The organism is Streptomyces sp. NPDC097129, from assembly GCF_055668065.1.
This window is the reverse complement of sequence record NZ_JBVOQE010000003.1, coordinates 102,510-123,703: the sequence shown is the minus strand read 5'-3', so window position 1 is coordinate 123,703 and position 21,194 is coordinate 102,510. Positions and strand designations below refer to the sequence as shown.

Annotated in this window: 15 protein-coding genes; 9 read left to right on the top strand and 6 right to left on the bottom strand. The window is 70.7% G+C overall.

Annotated elements, in window-relative coordinates:
* Window positions 1–574: 574 nt before the first annotated feature.
* Window positions 575–1,600: a LacI family DNA-binding transcriptional regulator gene (locus AC0B9F_RS11195; RefSeq protein ID WP_472001145.1), complete on the bottom strand. Its 1,026-nt coding sequence runs from the start codon at window positions 1,598–1,600 to the stop codon at window positions 575–577.
* A gap of 613 nt (window positions 1,601–2,213) precedes the next feature.
* Between AC0B9F_RS11195 and AC0B9F_RS11190 the strand changes: the two genes are divergently transcribed.
* The 7 genes from AC0B9F_RS11190 (at window position 2,214) to AC0B9F_RS11160 (ending at window position 14,331) form a co-directional block, all read left to right on the top strand.
* Window positions 2,214–3,140, top strand: coding sequence for a carbohydrate ABC transporter permease (locus tag AC0B9F_RS11190; protein WP_472001143.1), 927 nt, complete (start codon window positions 2,214–2,216; stop codon window positions 3,138–3,140).
* Window positions 3,141–3,147: 7 nt separating this feature from the next.
* Complete coding sequence (locus AC0B9F_RS11185) at window positions 3,148–4,098, top strand: carbohydrate ABC transporter permease (RefSeq protein ID WP_472001142.1); 951 nt, start codon at window positions 3,148–3,150, stop codon at window positions 4,096–4,098.
* 197 nt (window positions 4,099–4,295) lie between these two features.
* Complete coding sequence (locus AC0B9F_RS11180) at window positions 4,296–5,642, top strand: ABC transporter substrate-binding protein (RefSeq protein ID WP_472001140.1); 1,347 nt, start codon at window positions 4,296–4,298, stop codon at window positions 5,640–5,642.
* A 60-nt stretch (window positions 5,643–5,702) separates the two neighbouring features.
* Window positions 5,703–7,745: a beta-galactosidase gene (locus AC0B9F_RS11175; RefSeq protein ID WP_472001139.1), complete on the top strand. Its 2,043-nt coding sequence runs from the start codon at window positions 5,703–5,705 to the stop codon at window positions 7,743–7,745.
* A gap of 123 nt (window positions 7,746–7,868) precedes the next feature.
* Window positions 7,869–9,911: a glycoside hydrolase gene (locus AC0B9F_RS11170; protein ID WP_472001138.1), complete on the top strand. Its 2,043-nt coding sequence runs from the start codon at window positions 7,869–7,871 to the stop codon at window positions 9,909–9,911.
* A gap of 91 nt (window positions 9,912–10,002) precedes the next feature.
* The gene (locus AC0B9F_RS11165) at window positions 10,003–11,058 is read left to right on the top strand and encodes a glycoside hydrolase family 5 protein (RefSeq protein WP_472001137.1); all 1,056 of its coding nucleotides are present in this window, start codon (window positions 10,003–10,005) and stop codon (window positions 11,056–11,058) included.
* Window positions 11,059–11,160: 102 nt separating this feature from the next.
* Complete coding sequence (locus tag AC0B9F_RS11160) at window positions 11,161–14,331, top strand: family 43 glycosylhydrolase (RefSeq protein ID WP_472001134.1); 3,171 nt, start codon at window positions 11,161–11,163, stop codon at window positions 14,329–14,331.
* Between the two features lie 77 nt (window positions 14,332–14,408).
* Here AC0B9F_RS11160 and AC0B9F_RS11155 read toward each other — a convergent pair whose 3' ends face one another.
* Window positions 14,409–15,188 carry an NAD(P)H-dependent oxidoreductase gene (locus tag AC0B9F_RS11155; protein WP_472001132.1) on the bottom strand — a complete coding sequence of 260 codons (780 nt, stop codon included), beginning with the start codon at window positions 15,186–15,188 and terminating at the stop codon, window positions 14,409–14,411.
* Between the two features lie 139 nt (window positions 15,189–15,327).
* On the opposite strand from AC0B9F_RS11155, the gene AC0B9F_RS11150 reads away from it, so the two are divergent.
* Together AC0B9F_RS11150 and AC0B9F_RS11145 are read left to right on the top strand one after the other, a co-directional pair.
* Complete coding sequence (locus tag AC0B9F_RS11150; RefSeq protein WP_472001130.1) at window positions 15,328–16,176, top strand: helix-turn-helix transcriptional regulator; 849 nt, start codon at window positions 15,328–15,330, stop codon at window positions 16,174–16,176.
* A gap of 290 nt (window positions 16,177–16,466) precedes the next feature.
* Entirely contained in the window at window positions 16,467–17,027 is a 561-nt protein-coding gene (locus tag AC0B9F_RS11145) for an alpha/beta fold hydrolase (protein WP_472001127.1), read from the top strand.
* A gap of 55 nt (window positions 17,028–17,082) precedes the next feature.
* Here the strand turns inward: AC0B9F_RS11145 and AC0B9F_RS11140 are convergent, their stop codons facing one another.
* The 4 genes from AC0B9F_RS11140 to AC0B9F_RS11125 are packed head-to-tail and all read right to left on the bottom strand — an operon-like array spanning window position 17,083 to window position 21,115.
* Complete coding sequence (locus AC0B9F_RS11140) at window positions 17,083–18,555, bottom strand: xylulokinase (protein WP_472001126.1); 1,473 nt, start codon at window positions 18,553–18,555, stop codon at window positions 17,083–17,085.
* A gap of 6 nt (window positions 18,556–18,561) precedes the next feature.
* The gene (locus AC0B9F_RS11135) at window positions 18,562–19,275 is read right to left on the bottom strand and encodes a GntR family transcriptional regulator (RefSeq protein WP_472001124.1); all 714 of its coding nucleotides are present in this window, start codon (window positions 19,273–19,275) and stop codon (window positions 18,562–18,564) included.
* Between the two features lie 35 nt (window positions 19,276–19,310).
* Window positions 19,311–20,360, bottom strand: a complete 1,050-nt coding sequence (locus AC0B9F_RS11130; protein ID WP_472001122.1) for a hypothetical protein — start codon at window positions 20,358–20,360, stop codon at window positions 19,311–19,313.
* Complete coding sequence (locus tag AC0B9F_RS11125) at window positions 20,357–21,115, bottom strand: cyclase family protein (protein WP_472001120.1); 759 nt, start codon at window positions 21,113–21,115, stop codon at window positions 20,357–20,359. The genes AC0B9F_RS11130 and AC0B9F_RS11125 overlap by 4 nt, the downstream gene beginning before the upstream one ends.
* Between the last annotated feature and the right edge of the window lie 79 nt (window positions 21,116–21,194).

Here is a 21,194-nt window from a genome sequence, read left to right as displayed (position 1 = left end):
TATCGAGGCGCAGCTGCGCAACCTCTTCGGCCAGGGCCGGCATCCGCACGCCGACCGGACCGAGGCGGACCGCCCGACGCCGGCTGCGACTCCCCGACGGGAGGAAGCCCGCGGCCGCTGTAGCCGGATTCGACGAAGTGCGCTGCGATGGCAGGAGGTTCTGCTCGGCGAGGCCTTCATGGATGGCGTCGGACACCTGCACGTCGCGGACCGGGGCGGTCGTGCTGAGCACGCTCGTGATGAGACTGGGCTGGGCTGGGCTGGTCGTCGTCCGACGGAGTGCCTCCACAGTGGGCACTTGGCGAAGCCATCCGGCTGCGGCCGGGTGGAACACGTCGGCCAGCTCGGAGAGGCACTGCGGCGCGGCAAACGGCGGGGGTGGCAAGCGGCGCGGCCGCAGCGAGTTCGGTCAGGGCCGCCCGCAGGGTGCCCACCCGCTCCAGCCGGATCAGGCCTCGCACCGCCCAGACCACTCGCGTGCAGTCGGTGCTCTGACGGTCCGTGCCTTCAGCAGACCTGCTTCGGACGGGGATCTGAGTCGTCCCCGCCTACATCGACGACAAGATCATGACGCCTACTTCCCGGTCCTGGGCATGCCCCCCGACCCGGTCTCCCGCGGCGGCGGCGGTGCCGTGCTGTCGCGCACCACCAGCCGGGTCGGCACCAGGGTGGTCCCGTGGTCCGTGCCCTCGCCGCGCACCTTGCGCAGAGCGGCCTCGACGCAGAGCCGTCCCACCTCTGCGAAGTCCTGGTGGACGGTCGTCAGCGGGGGCAGGAAGTGCGCGGCCTCGGGGAGGTCGTCGAAACCGACGACGCTGACGTCCTCGGGGACACGCCGGCCGTGTTCGTGCAGGGCGCGCCGCAGGCCGAGCGCCATCTGGTCGTTGGCCACGAAGACCGCCGTACAGTCCTCCCGCCGCGCGAGTTCCCGCCCCGCACGGTAGCCGGACTCCGTCGACCAGTCGCCCTGGATCAGTGGCGGCGGGACGCGTCCGGCCCCGGTGAGGACCGCGCGCCAGGCGTCGGTGCGGCGCTGGGCGGCGAAGGAGCCCTCGGGGCCCGCCAGGTGCCAGACGGTTTCGTGTCCGAGGTCGAGGAGGTGCTGCACCGCCGCGCGGGTGCCGCCGGCCTGGTCGGTGTCGACCACGGTGTAGCGGTCACCGGCGTCGGAGTCGACGACCACCACCTGCACGTGCGGGGGCAGGGTGATCGTCGCCGCGTCCAGGAGGTGGACCTCCATGATGACGATCACCGCGTCGACGGCGAGTTCCTCCAGCCGGGAGAACGCCCCGCGCACCTCGTCCTGGGTGGGCACGGCGACCGGCAGCAGTGTGACCGCGTACCCTTCCTGCGCCGCGGAGGTGGCGATCGCCTCGAGCGTGCGCACATTGCCGGTGGTGGCGAGCGTGAAGGTGATGACGCCGATGGTGCGGAACTCGCCCCGCTTGAGCGCGCGGGCCGCGCTGTTGGGGCGATATCCGAGTTCCTTCATCGCGGCGAGCACCGCGCGGCGGGTCTCCTCGTTGACACCGGCATAGCCGTTGGACACCCGGGAGACCGTCTGGGAGGAGACGCCGGCGAGACGGGCGACATCCGCCATGGATGCGGTGCGGGCGCCGCGACGCGCGCGCCTGCGGCCCCCGGCCGCAGGCGTGCCGCCCGTGCTCCCGGCCGCAGGCGTGACGTTCGCGCTGCCAGCCTCAGTCGTGCCGTCCGCGCCACCGGAGGCTGCGGCGGCCTCGGATCCGTCCGTGTTCGCCGAACGTGTCGTAGGCATGTCCACTGGCCGTCAGCCGCCTTCCCGCCGTGGTCCGAGTGACGGTTTACCGTGGCAGACCACTCGACCGCCACTGACGCCGCAGTCCTGCAGGCATCAGGGGTGTTTACGTAAACATAACATTCGAGCGGTCCCTCAGGGCAAGCCCGGCGCGAGGCTCTCCGCCCGTACGCCCCGCCGCAGCCTGGGAGTTGGTGGCGTCGGCGGCCGCCGGATTCCATGGCGGGGGAGCGGCCCCCGCCTCTCGCTCGCGACGGGACTATTGACCCGCATCACCCGGCACGGTAGACATTCCGCCGTCGGATGTTTACGTAAACATAACAGCGCGGGGTCACGCCGCGACGCGGTGTTCACGTACACCACGCGGGCCCCGTGCCCCCGAACCCGGGCCGATTCACCGCCGTTTGTTCCACATCCCGAAAGTGCGAGGAACGACATGACAACGCTGCAACCGCCGGCGGCTGCCGCGCCGCAGCTGGCACCACCCCCGACCGGACGGGACCGCCGCTCCTGGGCGGGCTGGGGCTTCATCGCCCCGTTCGTGGTCGTCTTCTCCCTCGTGTTCCTCGCGCCGATCGCCTACTCGCTCTACCTCAGCCTGTTCCGTGACCAGCTCATCGGCGGTACCACGTTCGTCGGCCTCGACAACTACACCGCGGCGCTGCAGGACAAGAACTTCTGGGCCGCGCTCGGCCGGGTCTCCCTCTTCCTGTGCGTCCAGGTGCCGGTCATGCTCGGCATCGCCCTGCTCGTGGCGCTCGCCCTCGACAGCGGACGCCTCTACGGAAAGAACTTCTTCCGTATCTCGATCTTCCTGCCCTACGCGGTACCGGCCGTGGTCGCCACCCTGATGTGGGGCTTCATGTACGGCACGCGCTTCGGCCTCGTCGGCGACCTCAACGACGCCTTCGGCCTGACGCTGCCCGATCCACTCTCCCCGGACCTGGTCCTCGCCTCCATCGGCAACATCGTGACCTGGGAGTTCGTCGGCTACAACATGCTGATCTTCTACTCGGCGCTGCGCGTCATCCCGCACTCCCTCTACGAGGCGGCCGAGATCGACGGAGCCGGGCAGATCCGTGTCATCGCCGCCATCAAGCTGCCCGCGATCCGCGGAGCCCTCGTCATCGCGACGATCTTCTCCATCATCGGCAGCTTCCAGCTCTTCAACGAGCCGAGTGTGCTGCAGAAGCTCGCCCCCAACGCGATCACCACGGACTACACCCCGAACTTCTACACGTACTCGCTGTCGTTCTCGGGCCAGCAGCAGAACTACTCCGCGACGGTCGCCATCGTCATGGGCCTGATCACCATGGTCATCGCCTATGTCGTGCAGCTGCGCGGCATGCGCAAGGGAGCGTGAGGCAGCGATGACTGTCACGACCACCGCCGCCTCGTCGGGCTCCGCGACCCAGCGCCCGCGCCCGGCCGGCGCCGTGCCCCGCCTTCGCCCGGCCCGGCGCCGTCCTGCCGCCGGCCGGCCCCGGCGCAGCGTCCTGCTGACCGTGCTCACCGCCCTGGTGCTGCTGTACAGCCTGGTTCCGCTGCTCTGGCTGGTCATCAGCGCGACCAAGACCCAGGAAGGGCTGTCCCGTTCGTCCGGCCTGTGGTTCGACAGCGACTTCGCCCTGTGGGACAACATCAGGGAGACGTTCACCTACAACGACGGCGTCTTCACCCGCTGGCTGCTCAACACCGTGCTCTACGTCGTGGTGGGCGCGGGGGGCGCCACCTTCCTCGCGGTGCTCGGCGGGTACGCGCTGGCCAAGTTCGCCTTCCCCGGGCGCCGCGCCGTCTTCGCCGTCGTCATCGGCGCCGTCGCCGTGCCGGGGACGGCGCTGGCGGTGCCGACCTTCCTGATGTTCAGCAACATGGGACTCACCAACACCCCGTGGGCGGTGATCATCCCCTCGCTGATCTCTCCGTTCGGCCTGTACCTGATGTGGGTGTTCGCCGGCGAGGCCATCCCGACGGAGCTGCTGGAGGCGGCCCGTATGGACGGCGCGAGCGAGCTCCGCATCTTCTTCCAGGTGGCCCTGCCGCTGCTGGCGCCGGGCATCGTCACGGTCTCGCTGTTCACCATGGTCGCCACCTGGAACAACTACTTCCTTCCGCTGATCATGATCAAGGATCCGGACTGGTACCCGCTGACCCTCGGCCTGAACAGCTGGAACGCGCAGGCCGCGACCGCCGGCGGCCAGCCCGTGTTCAACCTGGTCGTCACCGGCTCACTCATCACCATCGTCCCGCTGATCGCCGCGTTCCTGATGCTGCAGAAGTACTGGCAGTCGGGGCTCGCCGCGGGAAGCGTCAAGGAATGAGCCGCGCCCGTCCCGGCGCACCGCCCCGCCCCGCCCGCCCCGGCTGACCGCCCCGCCGCTCCAGGCAGCGAGCCGGCGCCCAGTGCACGTCCCGTTCCTTACGGCAGCGAGCCGGCGCCCGGCGCACACCCTTCGCCTCTGCCTCCGTCCTTCAACCCTCACCCGTCGGTGTTTCGCCAAGAAGTGGAAGTACGTCCATGCCCAAGCATTCCCGCCGCCTGCTGCGCGGCATCGGCCTCCTGTGCGCCCTCGCCCTCGGAGCCACCGCGTGCGGTGGCTCCGGCGACGGCGGTTCGGACGCGAAGAAGTCCGTCTCCGAGGCCGATGTCCAGACCGCGCTGAAGAAGGGCGGCACTCTCACGGTCTGGGCGTGGGAGCCCACCCTCAAGCAGGTGGTCACCGACTTCGAGAAGGAGCATCCCGGCGTCAAGGTCAACCTGGTCAACGCGGGCACCGGCAACGACCAGTACAAGGCGTTGCAGAACGCCATGTCCGCCAAGAAGGGCGTCCCCGACGTCGCCCAGATCGAGTACTACGCCATGGGCCAGTACGCGCTGACCAAGCAGCTCACCGACCTCAAGGGCTTCGGCGCCGGCAAGCTCGCCACCTCCTTCTCCCCGGGCCCCTGGAACGGGGTGAAGGCCGGCGGCGAGGGCATCTACGGCCTGCCGATGGACTCCGGCCCGATGGCGCTGTTCTACAACAAGAAGGTCTTCGACAAGTACAAGATCAAGCTGCCCACCACCTGGGACGAGTACGTGGCGGCGGCGCGCGCCCTGCACAAGGCGGACCCGAAGGCGTACATCACGAACGACACCGGCGACGCGGGCTTCACCACCAGCATGCTGTGGCAGGCCGGTTCGCGTCCCTACAAGGTCGACGGCACCAAGGTGAAGATCGACTTCGCGGACGCGGGCGCCAAGAAGTACACCGGCACCTGGCAGAAGCTCCTCGACGACAAGCTCCTCGCTCCCGTCACCAGCTGGTCCGACGAGTGGTACAAGGGCCTCGGCGACGGCACCATCGCGACCCTGGCCATCGGCGCCTGGATGCCCGCCAACCTCGCCTCCGGGGTCAAGAACGCCGCCGGTGACTGGCGCGTCGCCCCGCTGCCGCAGTGGACGGCCGGCGCCCACGCCTCCGCGGAGAACGGCGGCAGCGCCCTCACCCTGCCCGAGCTCGGCAAGAACGAGGCGCTGGCCTACGCGTTCGTCGAGTACGCCAACGCCGGCCACGGCGTCGACACCCGCGTGAAGGGCGGCGCCTTCCCGGCGACCGTCGCGCAGCTCAACTCCCCGGCCTTCCAGAACACCGCCTTCCCGTACTTCGGCGGGCAGCAGGCCAACAAGATCTTCGCCGAGTCCGCCGCGAACGTCGCCGACGACTGGTCGTACCTGCCGTACCAGGTGTACGCCAACTCGATCTTCAACGACACCGTCGGCAAGGCCTATGTGTCGAACACCAAGCTGGCCGACGGTCTGAAGGCCTGGCAGGACGCCTCCGTCAAGTACGGCAGCGAGCAGGGCTTCACCGTCGAGAAGTGACCGCCGGCGCGGCGTGCCCGGCTCTCCGGGCCGCCCGCGGCCCCTCCCGGAAGGACCACCATGATCTCCACCCTCCTGTCCCGAACGCGCGGGACGGACGGTGACCGCACCCCACGCCTCCTCTACGGCGCCGACTACAACCCCGAACAGTGGCCCCGTTCCGTCTGGCGGGACGACGTACGCCTCATGCGCGAGGCCGGCGTCAACCTCGTGTCCCTGGGGATCTTCTCCTGGGCCCGCGTCCAACCCGGCCCGGACACCTGGGACTTCGGCTGGCTCGACGAGGTCATGGACCTCCTGCACGAGGGCGGCGTCGGCGTCGACCTGGCCACGGCCACCGCCTCCCCACCGCCCTGGCTCACCACCGCACACCCCGAAGTCCTCCCGGTGACGGCCACCGGCGAGACCCTGTGGCCGGGAGCGCGCCAGCACTGGCGCCCCACCTCACCCGTCTTCCGCCGGCACGCCCTGGACCTGGTGCGCCGGCTGGCGGCCCGGTACGCCGGCCATCCGGCCCTGGTCGCCTGGCATGTCAACAACGAGCTGGGCTGCCACAACGTCTACGACTACTCCGACGACGCCGCCCGCGCCTTCCGCGACTGGCTGCGTGCCCGCTACGGCACCCTGGACGCCCTCAACCACGCCTGGGGCACCGCGTTCTGGTCGCAGCGCTACACCGACTGGGAGCAGGTCCTCCCGTCGCGCCTGGCCGCCTCGCACCCCAACCCCACCCAGCAGCTGGACTTCAAGCGCTTCTCCTCCGACGCGCTCAAGGACCATCTGCGCGCCGAGCGGGAGATCCTGCGGGAGATCACCCCCGACGTCCCCGTCACCACCAACTTCATGGTGATGGGCGGCACGAAGGGCATGAACTACCCGGACTGGGCAGCGGAGATCGACTTCGTGTCCAACGACCACTACGTCCACCCGGGGCCCCAGGACCGCGACGAGCTGTCCTTCTCCGCCAACCTCACCAGCGGCATCAGCGGCGGCCGGCCCTGGTTCCTGATGGAGCACTCCACCAGCGCCGTCAACTGGCAGCCCGTCAACCTGGCCAAGCAGCCGGGCGACCTGGCCCGCGACTCGCTGCTGCACGTCGCGCACGGGGCCGACGCGGTGTGCTTCTTCCAGTGGCGCCAGTCCGCGGCCGGCGCCGAGAAGTACCACTCCGCGATGGTGCCGCACGCCGGCGAGGACAGCGACCTGTTCCGCGCGGTCCGCGAACTCGGCGCCACCCTGAAGGCGCTCGCACCGATCGCCGGCAGCGAGCGCGAGCCCGCCCCCGTCGGCATCCTCTACGACTGGGAGTCGTGGTGGGCGAGCGAGCAGGACTCCCACCCCACCTCCCTGCTCGACTACCGGCAGGAGGCACTCGACTGGTACTCCGCCCTCCTCGCCCTCGGCGTCCGCGCCGACCTCGTCACCCCGCGCGGCGACCTGCACCGGCACCAGGTGCTGATCGCCCCGGTGCTGCACATGGTCCCGGCCGATCTCGCCAAGACCCTCACCCGCTACACCGAACAGGGCGGCCACCTCGTCACCACCTACTTCTCGGGCATCGTCGACGAGAACGACCACGTGTGGCTCGGCGGCTACCCCGGCGCGCTGCGCGACCTGCTCGGCATCCGCATCGAGGAGTTCGGTCCCCTCCTCGCCGGGGACGAGGTCGCCCTCGACGGTCCGGCGACCGGCACGCTGTGGACCGACCGGATCACCGTCACCGACCCCGACACCGAGGTCCTGGCCCACTACCGCTCCGGCGCGTACGCGGGACGCCCCGCCGTCACCCGGCGCCCGACGGGCAGCGGCTCGGCCACCTACGTCTCCACCCGGCTCGGCGCCGACGGCCTCGCCTCGCTCCTTCCGCGCCTGCTGGAACCGGCCGGCGTGCACAGCGACCTGCCTCCCGCGGCACGCGGACGCGTCGAGACGACCGTGCGCCGCGGCACCGACGCCCGCTTCCGCTTCCTCGTCAACCGCACCGACGCCACGGTCACCGTGCCCGGTCTCGGCGGTGACGCCCTGCTCGGCACCCTGGCCGCCGACGGCACCCTCACGCTCGCTCCCCGGGCCGTCGCCGTACTGCGCCAGCCACTCGCCTGAACCCCCTCGCCCAGCCCCTGGAGGACGGCCGCACACGCCTTCCTCAAGGGCCGTTCCCTCCTGCCCCGATGCGGGCGGGAGGGCCCATGTCAGCGCGATTCTCCTTCCGTTGGGAGCACACCGATGGCACGCCGCACCCGCAGCAGACGGCTGCTCACCGCCGCCGGCCTCACCGCCCTGGCCACCGGGGCCGCCCTGGTCTCGGCGCCGGGCCCCGCACAGGCCGCGGACATCCCCTCCGTCACCGTCCGGCTCGACCCCTCCTACCAGCAGCAGCCCTTCGAGGGCTGGGGCACCAGCCTCGCCTGGTTCGCCAACGTCACCGGCGGCTACCCGCCGGAGATACGGGACAGGCTCGCCGCCCTCCTCTTCGACGACGACGGCCTCGGCCTGAACATCGCCCGCTACAACATCGGCGGCGGCAACGCCCCCGACGTCAAGGACTACCTGCGGGCCGGAGGCGCCGTCCAGGGCTGGTGGAAGGCCCCCGACGGCACCACCCGCGCGGACACCCACTGGTGGAGCGCCGACGACCCGGCCGACTGGAACGCCGACGCCGACGCCACGCAGCGCTGGTGGGTCGACCGCATCAAGAACGACATCACCCACTGGGAGACCTTCAGCAACTCCCCGCCCTGGTTCATGACGGCCTCCGGCTACGTCTCCGGCGGCTTCGACGCCACCGCCGACCAGCTCAGGACCGAGTCGGTCGACGACTACGCCGCCTACCTGGCCGGCGCCACCGAGCGGCTGGAGAAGGCGCACGGCATCAAGGTCACGACCGTCGACCCCTTCAACGAGCCCAACACCCCCTACTGGAGCACCCGCCTCGGCGCGGACGGCCGGCCCGTCGGCGGCCGCCAGGAGGGCGCCCACATGAGCCCCGCGATGCAGCGCACGGTGCTGCAGGCGCTGGCACCGGCCCTGCGCGCGGCGAAGTCCCACGCGCGGATCTCCGCGATGGACGAGACCAACCCCTCGACGTTCGCGCAGAACTGGAGCGCCTACACCGCCCAGGACCGCGACCTCGTCGGCCAGATGAACGTCCACACCTACGGCACCGGGCAGCGCACCACCGTCCGCGACCTCGCCAAGGCGGCGGACAAGAAGCTCTGGATGAGCGAGGTCGAGGGCGACTGGGGCGACGGGCAGAGCTTCACGGACATGCGTCCCGGACTCGGCCTCGCCCAGCACATTGTCGACGACCTGCGCGAACTGGAGCCGAGCGCCTGGGTGTTCTGGCAGCCCGTCGAGGACTACGACAACATGAAGCCCGGCGGCGAGTCCGCCGAGGGCGGCAACTGGGGCGAGATCCAGATCCCGTTCAGCTGCACCTCCGCGGACACCCTCGGTACCTGCCCGATCCGCACCAACACCAAGTTCGACACGGCACGCAACTTCACCCACTTCATCAAGCCCGGTGACCGTCTGATCAGCGTCGACGACACCTCCAGCGCGGCCGCAGTGACCAAGGACGGCAGGGGCGCCTCGCTGGTCCACGTCAACAGCACCACCAGCGCGCGCAGCGTCACCCTCGACCTGACGAGGTTCCGCAGCATCAGCCGCGGTGCCACCGTCACGCCGGTCGTCACCAGCGCCGACGGCAAGCTCGCCGTACGGGACGCGGTCAGGGTCGAGGACGGCCGGGCCACCGTCACCGTGCCCGCCCAGTCCGTGACCTCCTTCGTCGTCAAGGGCGTCTCCGGTGTCGCGCAGGACGCGCCGCTGCTGCGCAAGGGCCACAGCTACACCCTCACCGGCGTGCAGAGCGGCAAGGCGGTCACCGTGGCGGGCAACGGCACCAGCCTCATCATCGGCACGCCCAGCGGCTCCACCGCCCAGCAGTGGCGGCTGAGCCAGGTACACCCCGGCAGCGCGAGCGACGCCCGGTACGTCCTCACCAGCGCCGTGGACGGCAAGCGCCTCGCGGTCCGCGACAACGTCCCGGTCGCCGAACCCGACACCGGCCGGCGTGACGCGGCGACCGAATGGATCGCCTCGACCACCGGCGACGGCTCCTGGACGCTGGTCAACGCCGCCGGCGGACGGCTGCTGGAAGTCGGAGGACAGGCGACCGGCGAGGGCGCCGCGGTCACCACCTGGCCGCCCAACTCCGGTGCCAACCAGCGGTGGAGGGTCACGGACGTGACAGCCGCCGGGAGCTAGCCCATTGCCACGACAGGCCCCGCCGCGCGGCGGCCGGGCCGCCCCCGCGATGTGCGGGGTCCTCGACACCGACCGACTGAAAGGGACTGACATGCGCCTGCCCAAGATCCGTGGCCGTGCCGCCGGGCGATGGGCGCCCCTGGTGACGGCCGCCGCCCTGGCCGCCACCGTCGGCGCGACCGCGACCGGTGCCCCCGCCGCCGCGGCCCCGCAGCAGAACACCGCCGAGTTCCGGGGCGTCAACTGGGCCGACCCCCGGGACAACTTCGCCGACGACCCCGTCGTCCTCTCCGGCCTGTCGACGTCGGACGACTACACCCGCACCTACGCCAAGGCCACCCGTGTGATCACGGCGTTCCGCGCCAACCTGGGTGCCAACACCGTACGGCTGCCGATCAACCCGTACACCGTCAACGGCCCGTACTGGAACGCGTACCGAGGCGTCATCGACGCCGCCACCCGGCAGGGCTTCAAGGTCATCGTCTCCTACTGGGAGGGGACCGGCGCCCGCAAGGACGGGCTGATCGACGACACCCGGGCCTACCGCACCATGTGGGACACCGTCGTCCACGCCTACGGCGACAACGCGCGCGTCTACTTCGAGCCGATGAACGAGCCCCACGGCTACACCGACACGCAATGGGCCGACATCGCCGCGAACTGGCTGGCGACCTACCCCGCCGTCCCCCGCGAGCGGGTCTTCGTCAGCGGAGCGGGCTACAACGACCACGTCACCACCGTGTGCGCCGACCCGCGTCTGCGCGGAACCCACCTGTCCCTGCACCACTACGGGTTCTGGAAGAGTTACGCCACCTACGACCAGTGGGTCGCCGACCTCAAGGAACGCATCGGCGACTGCGCCGGACGGACCGTCGCCGACGAGTTCGGCGCCCCCATGACGACCGGCCTGAACTACGACAAGGCCGACCCTTCCGACAACTTCGTCAACTACCTGCAGGCCGTCACCGACACCTTCCGCGAGCTCGGCATGGGCGCCGTCTACTGGCCCGGCCTGCGCACCGACGACACGTACACGCTGCAAAAGCTCGTCGGGGACCCCGAGCGGCCCTGGCTCGCCACGACCAACCGGTCCGGAGCCGACCGCCTCGCCTGGGCCTGGGGCCGCGGCAAACCCGTCACGCGCTGAGCCGCCGGCCTCACCCGCCACCGCATGGAGCACCCGCCGCACCCGCCGCCGCCGCCACCGCGGCGGGACGCGTGCCACGACCCTCACCGGAAGGAAACGCCCATGCCCCGTCCATACCCCCGCCTCACCTGGACCGCGCGAGCGGTACCGGGGGTGCTGATGTGCCTGCTCGCCGTTCTGCTCATGGCCGCACCGGCAAAGGCCGGGCCCCCCGACGGCACGCCGGCGGCCGCGCAGAACGACGAGAACGCCGGTGACCGCGCGAAGGTCACGCAGGCCGCCGCCGCCCTCACCGTCTCGGACGCCGACGACGTCCGCGGCAACCTCACCCTGCCCACCACCGGGCGCTATGGCGCCCGCATCGCCTGGAAGTCGACCGACCCGAGGACCGTCACCCCCACGGGCGAGGTCCACCGCCCCGCCTACGGGGAGCCCGCCCGCCCCGTGCGGCTGACCGCGATCGTGCGCCTCGGCGAGGCCCAAGCCCAGCGGCGCTTCGACCTGACCGTGCGCCCCCTGCCGAAGAAGGAGCCGTACCAGGGCTATCTCTTCGAGTACTTCACCGGCGAGGGCCGCTCCGACGGTGAACAGATCCACTCCGCGGTCAGCCGCGGAAACGACCCCCTGCACTGGGACGAACTCAACGGCGGCGAGCCCGTGCTCACCTCCACCCTCGGCGACAAAGGGGTGCGCGACCCGTTCGTCATCCGTTCCCCCGAGGGCGACAAGTTCTACCTCATCGCCACCGACCTGAGGATCTACGGCAACGGCAACTGGGACGCGGCCCAGCGCACCGGAAGCAAGTACCTGGAGGTGTGGGAGTCCACCGACCTGATCCACTGGTCCGACCAGCGCCACGTCAAGGTCTCGGACGACACCGCCGGCAACACCTGGGCGCCCGAGGCGTACTGGGACGACAGCCTCGGTTCCTACGTCGTCTTCTGGGCGTCCAAGCTGTACGACCCGGCCGACACCGCCCACACCGGCAGCAGCTACAACCGCATGATGTACGCCACCACACGCGACTTCCGTACCTTCTCCGCGCCCCGCGTGTGGAAGGACCCCGGCTACTCGGTGATCGACTCCACCGTCATCAAGGACGGCGACACCTACTACCGGTTAACCAAGGACGAGCGGAACAACACCTCCTCCACCCCTTGCAGCAAGTTCGTCATCGAGGAGAAATCCACCCGGCTGCTGAACACTGACTGGGACTTCGTCTCCGAGTGCATCGGCAAGGGTGACGCCACCCACCCCGGCATCAACCAGGGCGAGGGACCCACGGTCTTCAAGTCGAACACCGAGAACAAGTGGTACCTGTTCATCGACGAGTTCGGCGGCCGCGGCTACGTCCCCTTCGAGACCACCGACCTGGCCTCCGGGAAGTGGACGATGTCCACCGGGTACCAGCTGCCCGCCAGCCCTCGCCACGGCACGGTCCTGCCCGTCACCCAGGCCGAGATGGACCGGCTGCGCGGCGTCCCGCAGCCCCTCACCGCGGACGAGCACGGACTCGTCGCGTCGTACCGCCTCGGCGGCAGCGGCACGCGCGTGCCGGACGACACCGGCCATGGCTACGACGCCGTCGTGCACGGTGACGTCACCCGCACCGCGGACGCCGCCGACTTCGGCGGTACCAACGGCTATGTCGCCCTGCCGGACAACCTGATGAACGGCCTGGACGCCGTCACGGTCTCCACCGAGGTGAAGATCGACCCCGACCAGGCCACGCCCTACTGGCTGTGGGGGCTGGGCAACTCCGCCGACGGAAGCGGGAACGGCTATCTCTTCACGACCGGCGACGGCTACCGGACCTCCCTGACGACCGGCAACTGGAGCACGGAACAGACCGCGGGCACCCGAAACCTGCCGCGCGGCAGCTGGCACACCCTCACCTACACCCTCAGCGGCACAACGGCACGCCTCTACCTCGACGGCACCGAGGTGGCGCGCAACGACGCCGTCACCCTCCGCCCCGGCGACATCGGCGGCGGCCGGACCACCGCCGACTACCTCGGCCGCTCGCTGTACGCGAGCGACGGGTACTTCAAGGGGGCGATGCGCGGCTTCTCCCTCTGGAACCGGGCCCTGAACGCCGACGAGGTGCGCGAACTGCCCGGCAACCGCACCGAGATCACCTCGGTCGACCTGGCCGCTCTCAAGGTCCCCGCCGTGATCGACTCGGCCGCCTCCACGGTGCTGCTGCCGGTCAGGCCCGGGACCGACATACGCCGCCTCGCGCCGCGGTTCGGCGTGGCGGCCACCAGCCGGGTGGAGCCGGCCAACGGCAGCGTCCACGACTTCACGTCCCCCGTGGCCTACCGGGTCCGCGCGGCCGACCACACCGTGCGCACCTGGACCGTACGCGCCGAGGTGATGGGCAGCCCGTCCCTGCCCGGCTACAACGCCGACCCGAACATCGTGCGGTTCGGTGACACCTACTACATCTACGCGACCAGCGACGGCTACCCGGGCTGGAGCGGCTCCACGTTCAGGACCTGGTCCAGCAAGGACCTCGTCCACTGGAGAGTGCACCCGGTGATCCTCGACCTGGGGCCCGACGTCGCGTGGGCGGACAGCAGGGCCTGGGCCCCCGCCGCGACCATGAAGAACGGCAAGTACTACCTCTACTTCTGCGCCGACGCCAAGATCGGCGTGGCCGTCTCGGACAAGCCGACAGGCCCCTTCACCGACTCCGGCAAGCCTCTCGTCGCCGCGAACCCCGACGGCGGCCAGGCCATCGACCCCGCCGTCTTCACCGACGACGACGGGCAGTCCTACCTCTACTGGGGCAACGGCAACGCCTACCTCGTACCCCTCAACCCCGACATGACCTCCTACGACCCGGCGAAGATCAAGCGCCTGACGGGCCTGGACGGCTTCCGCGAGGGCCTGTTCATGCACAAGCGCGACGGCGTCTACTACCTCAGCTGGTCCATCGACGACACCCGCAGCGAGGACTACCGCGTCGGATACGCCACCGGCACCAGCCCGCTCATGGACGGTCTGCGCAACCACGGCGTGATCCTCTCCAAGGACCCCACGCGCGGCATCCTGGGCACCGGTCACCACTCGGTGATCCAGATCCCCGGCACGGACGACTGGTACATCGCCTACCACCGCTTCGCGATCCCGGGCGGCGACGGCACCCACCGGGAGGTCACCATCGACCGGCTGCGCTACACCCCGGACGGCCTCATCCAGAAGGTCGTCCCCACCCTGACCGGCATCGAGCCGATCACTCCCGGGACGACGACCGCCCCGGTCCGGTAGCCCCTCGCGCGACGGGCGGACCGGCTTCACCGGGTAGGGGAAGCCGGCCCGCCCGTCGCCCAGTTACGGGCAGGCGGTCAGCCGCGCACGTGCAGTGCGAAACCCGTGCGGCCCGCGGGCTCCAGTCCCTCCTTCAGCTGCAACGAGGGGATCTCGTAGTCACCGAAGTTCTGCCGCCGGAACGCGATCGGCTCGGTCGACTCCAGGGTGAGCAGGCGCTGCGTCCAGGCCTTGGCGACGTCCGGGTAGTCCTCGCGGGACATCCGGTCGGCACCGTACAGCACGAAGGGCGGCAGCACCTCGATGCCCGGGTAGTAGAGGATGCCGTGGTGGATCGGGAACAGCAGATCGTCGATGGGACCGTTGATCCCGCGAGCGGCGTAATGCGTCTCCGGTCCGCCGGCCGTCACCGACAGCAGGGCCTTCCTGCCCGCGAGGGTGCCTTCACCGAAGCGCTCGCCGTACTTGGTGTCGCTGTGCTCGCCGACGCCGTACGCGAAGTGGTAGGTGAACACCCGGTCCACCCAGCCCTTGAGGATCGCGGGCATCGTGTACCACCACAGCGGGAACTGGAAGATGATCGTGTCGGCCCACAACAGCTTCTCCTGCTCGGCGAGGACGTCCGGGGTGAGCGTCCCGGCATCGAAGGCCCGGCCCGAGTCCAGTGCGATCTTCAGCGGATCCGATGCGCTGGGGCCGTAGTCCGCGGCGTCCACGACCGCCTTCCAGTTCATCGCGTACAAGTCGCTCACCCGTACCTCGTGCCCGGCGTTCTCCAGGGTGGACACCGCGAGGTTCTTCAGCGAGCTGTTGAGCGACTTCGGCTCCGGGTGGGCGTGGACGATCAGCGTCTTCATGGGGAACTCCTTCGGATCGGGTGCCTTCGATCCTGGAGCGCCGCGGCGCCCGCGTTCAGGGGCGCCGCTTCCATCGGACCGGACTTCCTGGTAACGGCAGGACCACCTTCACGGGCAGCGCGGAGGCCATACTGGCGGCATGGACGATCTCGCTGGTTTCCTGCGGACCCGCCGTTCCCGGGTCGACCCGACGACTGTGGGCATCCCCACCGACAGCCGTCGCCGGGTCGAAGGGCTGCGCCGCGAAGAGGTCGCACACCTGTCCGGCGTCAGTGTCGACTACTACGTACGCCTGGAGCAGGGCCGCGCGACCCAGCCCTCCGAGCAGGTCCTCGACGCACTGGCCCGCGTCCTCGGTCTCGACGAGACCGAACGCGGACACCTCTACCGGCTCGCCCGGCAGCGCCGCCTCCGCGCGAAGGTGCCCGGCGGGCGGGTCCGGCCGGAGCTGTTGCGCATCCTCGACCTGGTCACCGACGCACCCGCGCTGATCATGAACCACCGCCTGGACGCGCTCGCGGGGAACCGCCTCGCCGGGCTCCTCTTCGGCCGGCCGATGCCGGGCCTGAACATCGCCCGGCACATCTTCCTCGAGGAGACCGAGCGCGGCCTCTACGCGGACTGGGAGACATGCACCCTCGACGTGGTCGGGCACCTGCGCCTGGCCGCCGGAAAATACCCCGAGGACCCCCGGCTGGCCTCGCTCATCGGCGAGCTGGCGATGGGCAGCGAGCGCTTCCGCCGCCTCTGGGCCCGCGCGGACGTCCGTGCCCGTACACAGGGACGCAAGGCCTACCGGCACCCGCTGGTGGGACTCCTGGAACTGCACCAGGAGAACTTTGCGCTACCTGACGAATCGGGCATGGAGCTGCTGGTGCTGTCGGCAGCCGCCGGCAGCCCCGCCGAGGACGGGCTGCGCCTCCTCGCGGGCCTGGGTTCGGACAGCGGTGACGGGCATCCCGCAATGCCCGCTCAGGTCCGCGAGTAACTCAACGGCGTCCGCCCGCCGCTCATGGGCACCAGCGGGTCCGCGTTCCAGGTCACCGCGCCGGCGTACTTGCCGTCGGCGTAAAGGGAGACCACCACAGACTGTCCGTCCTGGGCCGGCGGATGCGGACGCGGTGCTGCCGGCGAACGTGGGGTGCCGGTGCTGTTCGTGGAGATCCATATGGGGGCACGTGGCTCACCGTTCGGGTGCCGGGCGGGTCCCTTTCCGCGCTGACATCCGTCCGCAGCGGGTAGCACCAGGTTGTCGGACGGGGCGAGGGACGAATTGCCATGACAGGGACTCAGCAGGTCTTGTTCATCCAGGGGGGCGGCGCGGGCGCGCACGACGCATGGGACGACAAGCTGGTCGACAGCCTGAGGCGAGAGCTCGGGGACGAGTATGAGGTCCGCTACCCGCGTATGCCGGACGAGGACGACCCGAGTTATGCCCGGTGGGGCCCAGCGATCCGGCGCGCTGTGGCGGACCTCGAGGACGGCGCGGTCGTGACGGGTCATTCTGTGGGCGGAACGATCCTCATGCATGCACTCGCCGAGCAGCCGCCGGAGCGCAGGCTTGCAGCGATCGTACTGATTGCTGCCCCGTTCGTCGGCAGCGGCGGATGGCCGGGCACCGAGTTCGAACTGCCCGGCGATCTCGGCGCGAGACTGCCGCGGGGGACGCGGGTGCATGTGTTCCACGGACTTCGGGACGAGCTTGCCCTACCGCTGCACGCCGATCTCTATGCTCGCGCAATTCCGCAGGCACAGGTGCACCGACTGCCCGGACGCGATCACCAGCTGAACAACGACATGAGCGAAGTGGCCAAAGTGATCAGCCGCGGCAAACCGTAGAGCTGTGGTCGCCCGCGTTGAGTACGACAGCGGATCGGCCGGGCTGCTGGGGAGGTCAGGACCAGTCGCAGTTCTCTATCCGTCCGTCCTTGGCCCGTAGCCACTGCCGGTAGAGCTCGTCATAGCGTGCCGCGGTCGGGGCGTGTGGGGTGAGCCGGCGCAGGCCGGGTTTCGTGTGTGCCTGCGCCGCAGCAAGGCCGGGCTCCAGTCCCGCCGCGACCAGCGCCAGCAGCGCGGCACCGTGCAGGCTCGCGTCGGGTTCGGAGCTGGCGTGCACGGGTCGGCCGAGGACGTCCGCCCGCAGCTGCGCCAGATCGGGTGAGCGTGACGGCCCCCCGGCCAGTACGACCGGCGTGTCGGGGGCGTCGTCGCTCAAGAGGGTGTCCACGGCCTGGCGTACGACGTACGCGGCGGCTTCCTGCGCGGCGCGCAGGACGTGGGCGGGGCCATGGTGTTCGGCGAGACCCCACAGCCCGCCCCGTTCCCTCTGGTTCCAGCCGGGGAAACGGCTGCCCGTGAGCAGCGGCGACATGAACAGTCCGTCGCTGCCCGCGGGGATGGCGCGGAGCGCGGGACCCAGCTGCGTCAGAGCGGTGGCCGGGTCGCCGAGTCCCAGCAGGCGGGCCCAGTGGGCCAGCGCTCCGCCGGTCATTCCGGTCGCGCCGCCGCAGGTCCACAGCCCGGGAGTGAGATAGGGGTTGAGTACGGCTGCCGAGGGGCGTTCGTGCGGGGACCCGATCACCCGTGTCAGTACGTCGGTCGTACCGGCGACGTCCACGACGGCGTGGGGGGCCGAGCCTGACACGGCGGCGGCGCCGACCGTGCCGTCGGGGCCTCCGGCAGCCACCGGCAGGCCCTGAGGCAGGCCCGTCATGCGGGCGGCGGTCGCGGTGACGGCACCGACGACGTCCGTCGCGGGGTGCTGCTCAGGGAAGTGCTCCGGCCCCTTTCCCGCGAGGGCGAGCAGGCCGGCGTCCCAGGCCCGGCGGGTGACGTCGCTGCCGAGCGTGTACGCCGCGCTGGTCATGTCGGTGGCGGCCACGCCGGTCAGACGCAGCACCAGGAAGTCCTTGGGTGCGAGCGCCCATCGGACGCGCTGGTGCAGGGGCGGGTCGGTGTCCTTCAGCCAGCGCAGGAGGGGGACCGCCCCGCCCGTCACCGCGGGCCGGCCGGTCAGGCGGAGGGCCGCCGGGTCGGACCACTCGGCGGTGACCTCAGGCACGCCGCGGGAGTCGGCCCACCCGCCGGCCCGGCCCAGTGGACGGCCCCGCTCGTCCACCAGAACCTGACCGACGTGTCCGGCGATGGCGAGACACCGCAGTCGCGGGCGTGCGGCGTGGTCCGTGACCTGACGCAGGACGCTGCACAGGTCGTCCCACAGCCGCTCGGCGTCGAAGGTCTCGCTGCCCTCGTCGGGGCCTCGCTCCCTGCGGGCCTGAAGCAGCCGCCGCCCATCGGATGCCACCAGGGCGGCCCTTACCGCCGATGTGCCCACGTCCACGGCACACACGGCGTCGTCGGTCACCATGGTGCGTCACCTCTCCAGCCTGATGAGCAGCGGGAATTCGGGTCGGCTCCAGCTGTGCGCGAACTCCACCGGCCCGGTCCCCTCACCGTGGGCGAGCCTGGTGATGGCGATGAGCGGGGTGCCCGGTGCTACCTGGAGCATTGCCGCCTGCTCGGCGCTGGCCGCGGTTGCCGACACCTCCTGCTCGGCCCAGGTGAGTCTTATGCCGAAGCGGTCGGCCAGGGTCCGGTACAGGGAGCCGCCGAGCAGCTCGTCGTCGGCGAGGGAGGGCGCCAGCCCATAAGGGACCCAGGAGTCCTGGATGGCCGCCGGCTGTCCGTCGACGACGCGCAGCCGCAGCAGCCGGATGACCTTCTGCCGGGGTTTGAGGCCGAGTCTGTCACTGACGTCCTCGGGTGCGTCGGCGACCTCGCGGAGGTGGACCAGGGTCTCGATGACGGCGTCGCCCCGGCCGATGTCCTCGCTGTACGGACCGAGGCTGTGAACCTTGCGGAAGGTGGCCTGATGGTCGGCCACGAAGGTGCCCGCGCCGCGGCGGCGGACCAGCCGGCGTTCGTCGGTGAGGCGGCCCACCGCCTGCCGCACCGTCATTCTGCTGACGCCGTAGTGTTCCGCCATCTCCCCCTCGGACGGCAGCCGGTCACCGGGCCTGAGGGTGCCGCAGGACAGCTGCCTGTCGAGGTCACGGTAGATCACCTCGTACATGGGCAGTCGTGCCACGCGGTGCCTCCTTCGAGTCGTGTTGCACGCTTTGGTCACATCATGCCCGCGAACGGCAGAATCCCGTGCGTCGGCCGGCGGGTCGGCACCTCGCCGTGCGCCCAGCCGACCGCGGCCAGGCTTCCGTCGCCGCGGCGCACCCACACGTCCAGTCCGATCCGCGTGCGGGAGCCGTCACGCTCCACCTCGCGCACCGCCCCCGCGGCCTCGATGCGGTCGAAGGCGCTCACAGGCCGCAGGAACTTCACCCGCAGCCAGCCGGTCCCGAACCACTCGGCACCGAAGGCGCCGGTGAGCAACTCGGCCACGTAGCAGACGAGTTGCTGCCCCTGGACGATCGGCAGCGGGAGACCGCCGGCACGTGCGGTGGCGAGGTTGTCGTGGATGTTGGTGACGAACTCGCCGATCCGGGAGAAGACGGCCATCTGCTCGAACGTGATCTCCTTGCGCAGCGGCTCCAGTCCCATGCCGGACATCGCATTGCCGCCGAGACGCTCCGCGAGCGGCAGGGTGGTGTCGTACTCGTCGCTGACCCGGCGGCCGGTGGCGTGGCCGGCCGAGCCGCGTCCGGCCACCTCGCCCGGCGTGGTCCGCATGATCTCGACACCGCGGTGGCGGACCAGCGTGCGGCCCTCCTCGTCGCGGGCGTCGGCCTCCATGACGACGTAGCCCTGGCCCCGCCGCTCGTACTTGTCCACATAGCGTCCGGCGAGCCGGACCCGCTGCCCGACCAGGACGGGCCGGTCGAACCAGAGCTCCTCCTCGGCGTGCAGGCCCACCACCTGGCTGGCCGCGAACCTCAGGGTGAACAGCTGCAGCAAGTCGTTGGCGAGCAGTCCGGCGTGCCCTATGCGCGGGCCGTCGGGGCCGGCGCGCAGATACCAGTCGCCGTGATCGTCCTGAGTGAACGCGAAACGCTTGATCTTGAGGTCGTCGACCAGCAGGTCGACCGGGCCGAACTCCTCGGGAATGACGATCTCGTCGAACACCGGCGGTTTCAGACCCGCTTCGAGGTTCTTCTCGTGCGCGGCCCGGGAGGGGTCGGTGAGGTTGCGGCCGAGAACCGCCGTGTGATGCGTGGTCATGGCATGTCCCCGTCCACGACGCCCACCGCGCGCACCGGGGAGCCGGTGCCGTGCGCGATGCGCAGCGGGAACGCGAGGAAGAAGCTGAGCGCCGGCAGCTGGTCGAGGTTGGCCAGGTTCTCGATGATGAGCACGCCGGCGGACAACAGCACGTAGTGCGCAGGCAGTGCGCCGCCTCCGCCGTCGCCGCTGTCGAGGCTGACGCAGTCGGTTCCCACCGCCCGCACGGACCGATCGCGCAGCAGCTCGGCCGTCTCGCGCGCGATGCCGGGCCAGTTCTGCAGGTGGGCGAAGCCTGCCTCGTGCAGGGCCCAGCGGGTGCGGGCCCACTGGAAGTCCAGCAGCACGATGTCCCCGGCCTCGAACGGCCCGTGGCGTTCCTCCCAGTCACGCAGGGGCTGCGGGCCGACCATCTCGTCGGGGCCGGGCGGCGGGTCCAGGGTGACGGTCGCACAGCGTCCGGTGAGCGCGGTGAGCGCAAGCTCCTCGACGCTGACGCGGGCGTGCGGGCCCTCGATCGGGAAGTGGCAGGGACTGTCGACGTGGGTGCCGGTGTGCTCGCCGAGCACGAGCTGGTTCATGCGGGCGACGTCGCCCACCGACAGCCATCGGTTCTGGAAGTACTTGGCGTGGGTGGGATAGGTGGGCATGCCCTCTTCCAGGGTCCGGCTGAGGTCGACCAGTCGGGCCCCGGCGAGTGTCTCGGCCAGTGCCCGGGCGGTCTTCGGGCCGTGCCCCGCCGTCGGTGTCCGCATCCCGTCCTCCTTGGCGAAGTGCGCAGCGCGTCGAGTGATTCGGTGCCCGGGCCGTCGGAGGAGGGTCCGGTGGCCCGGG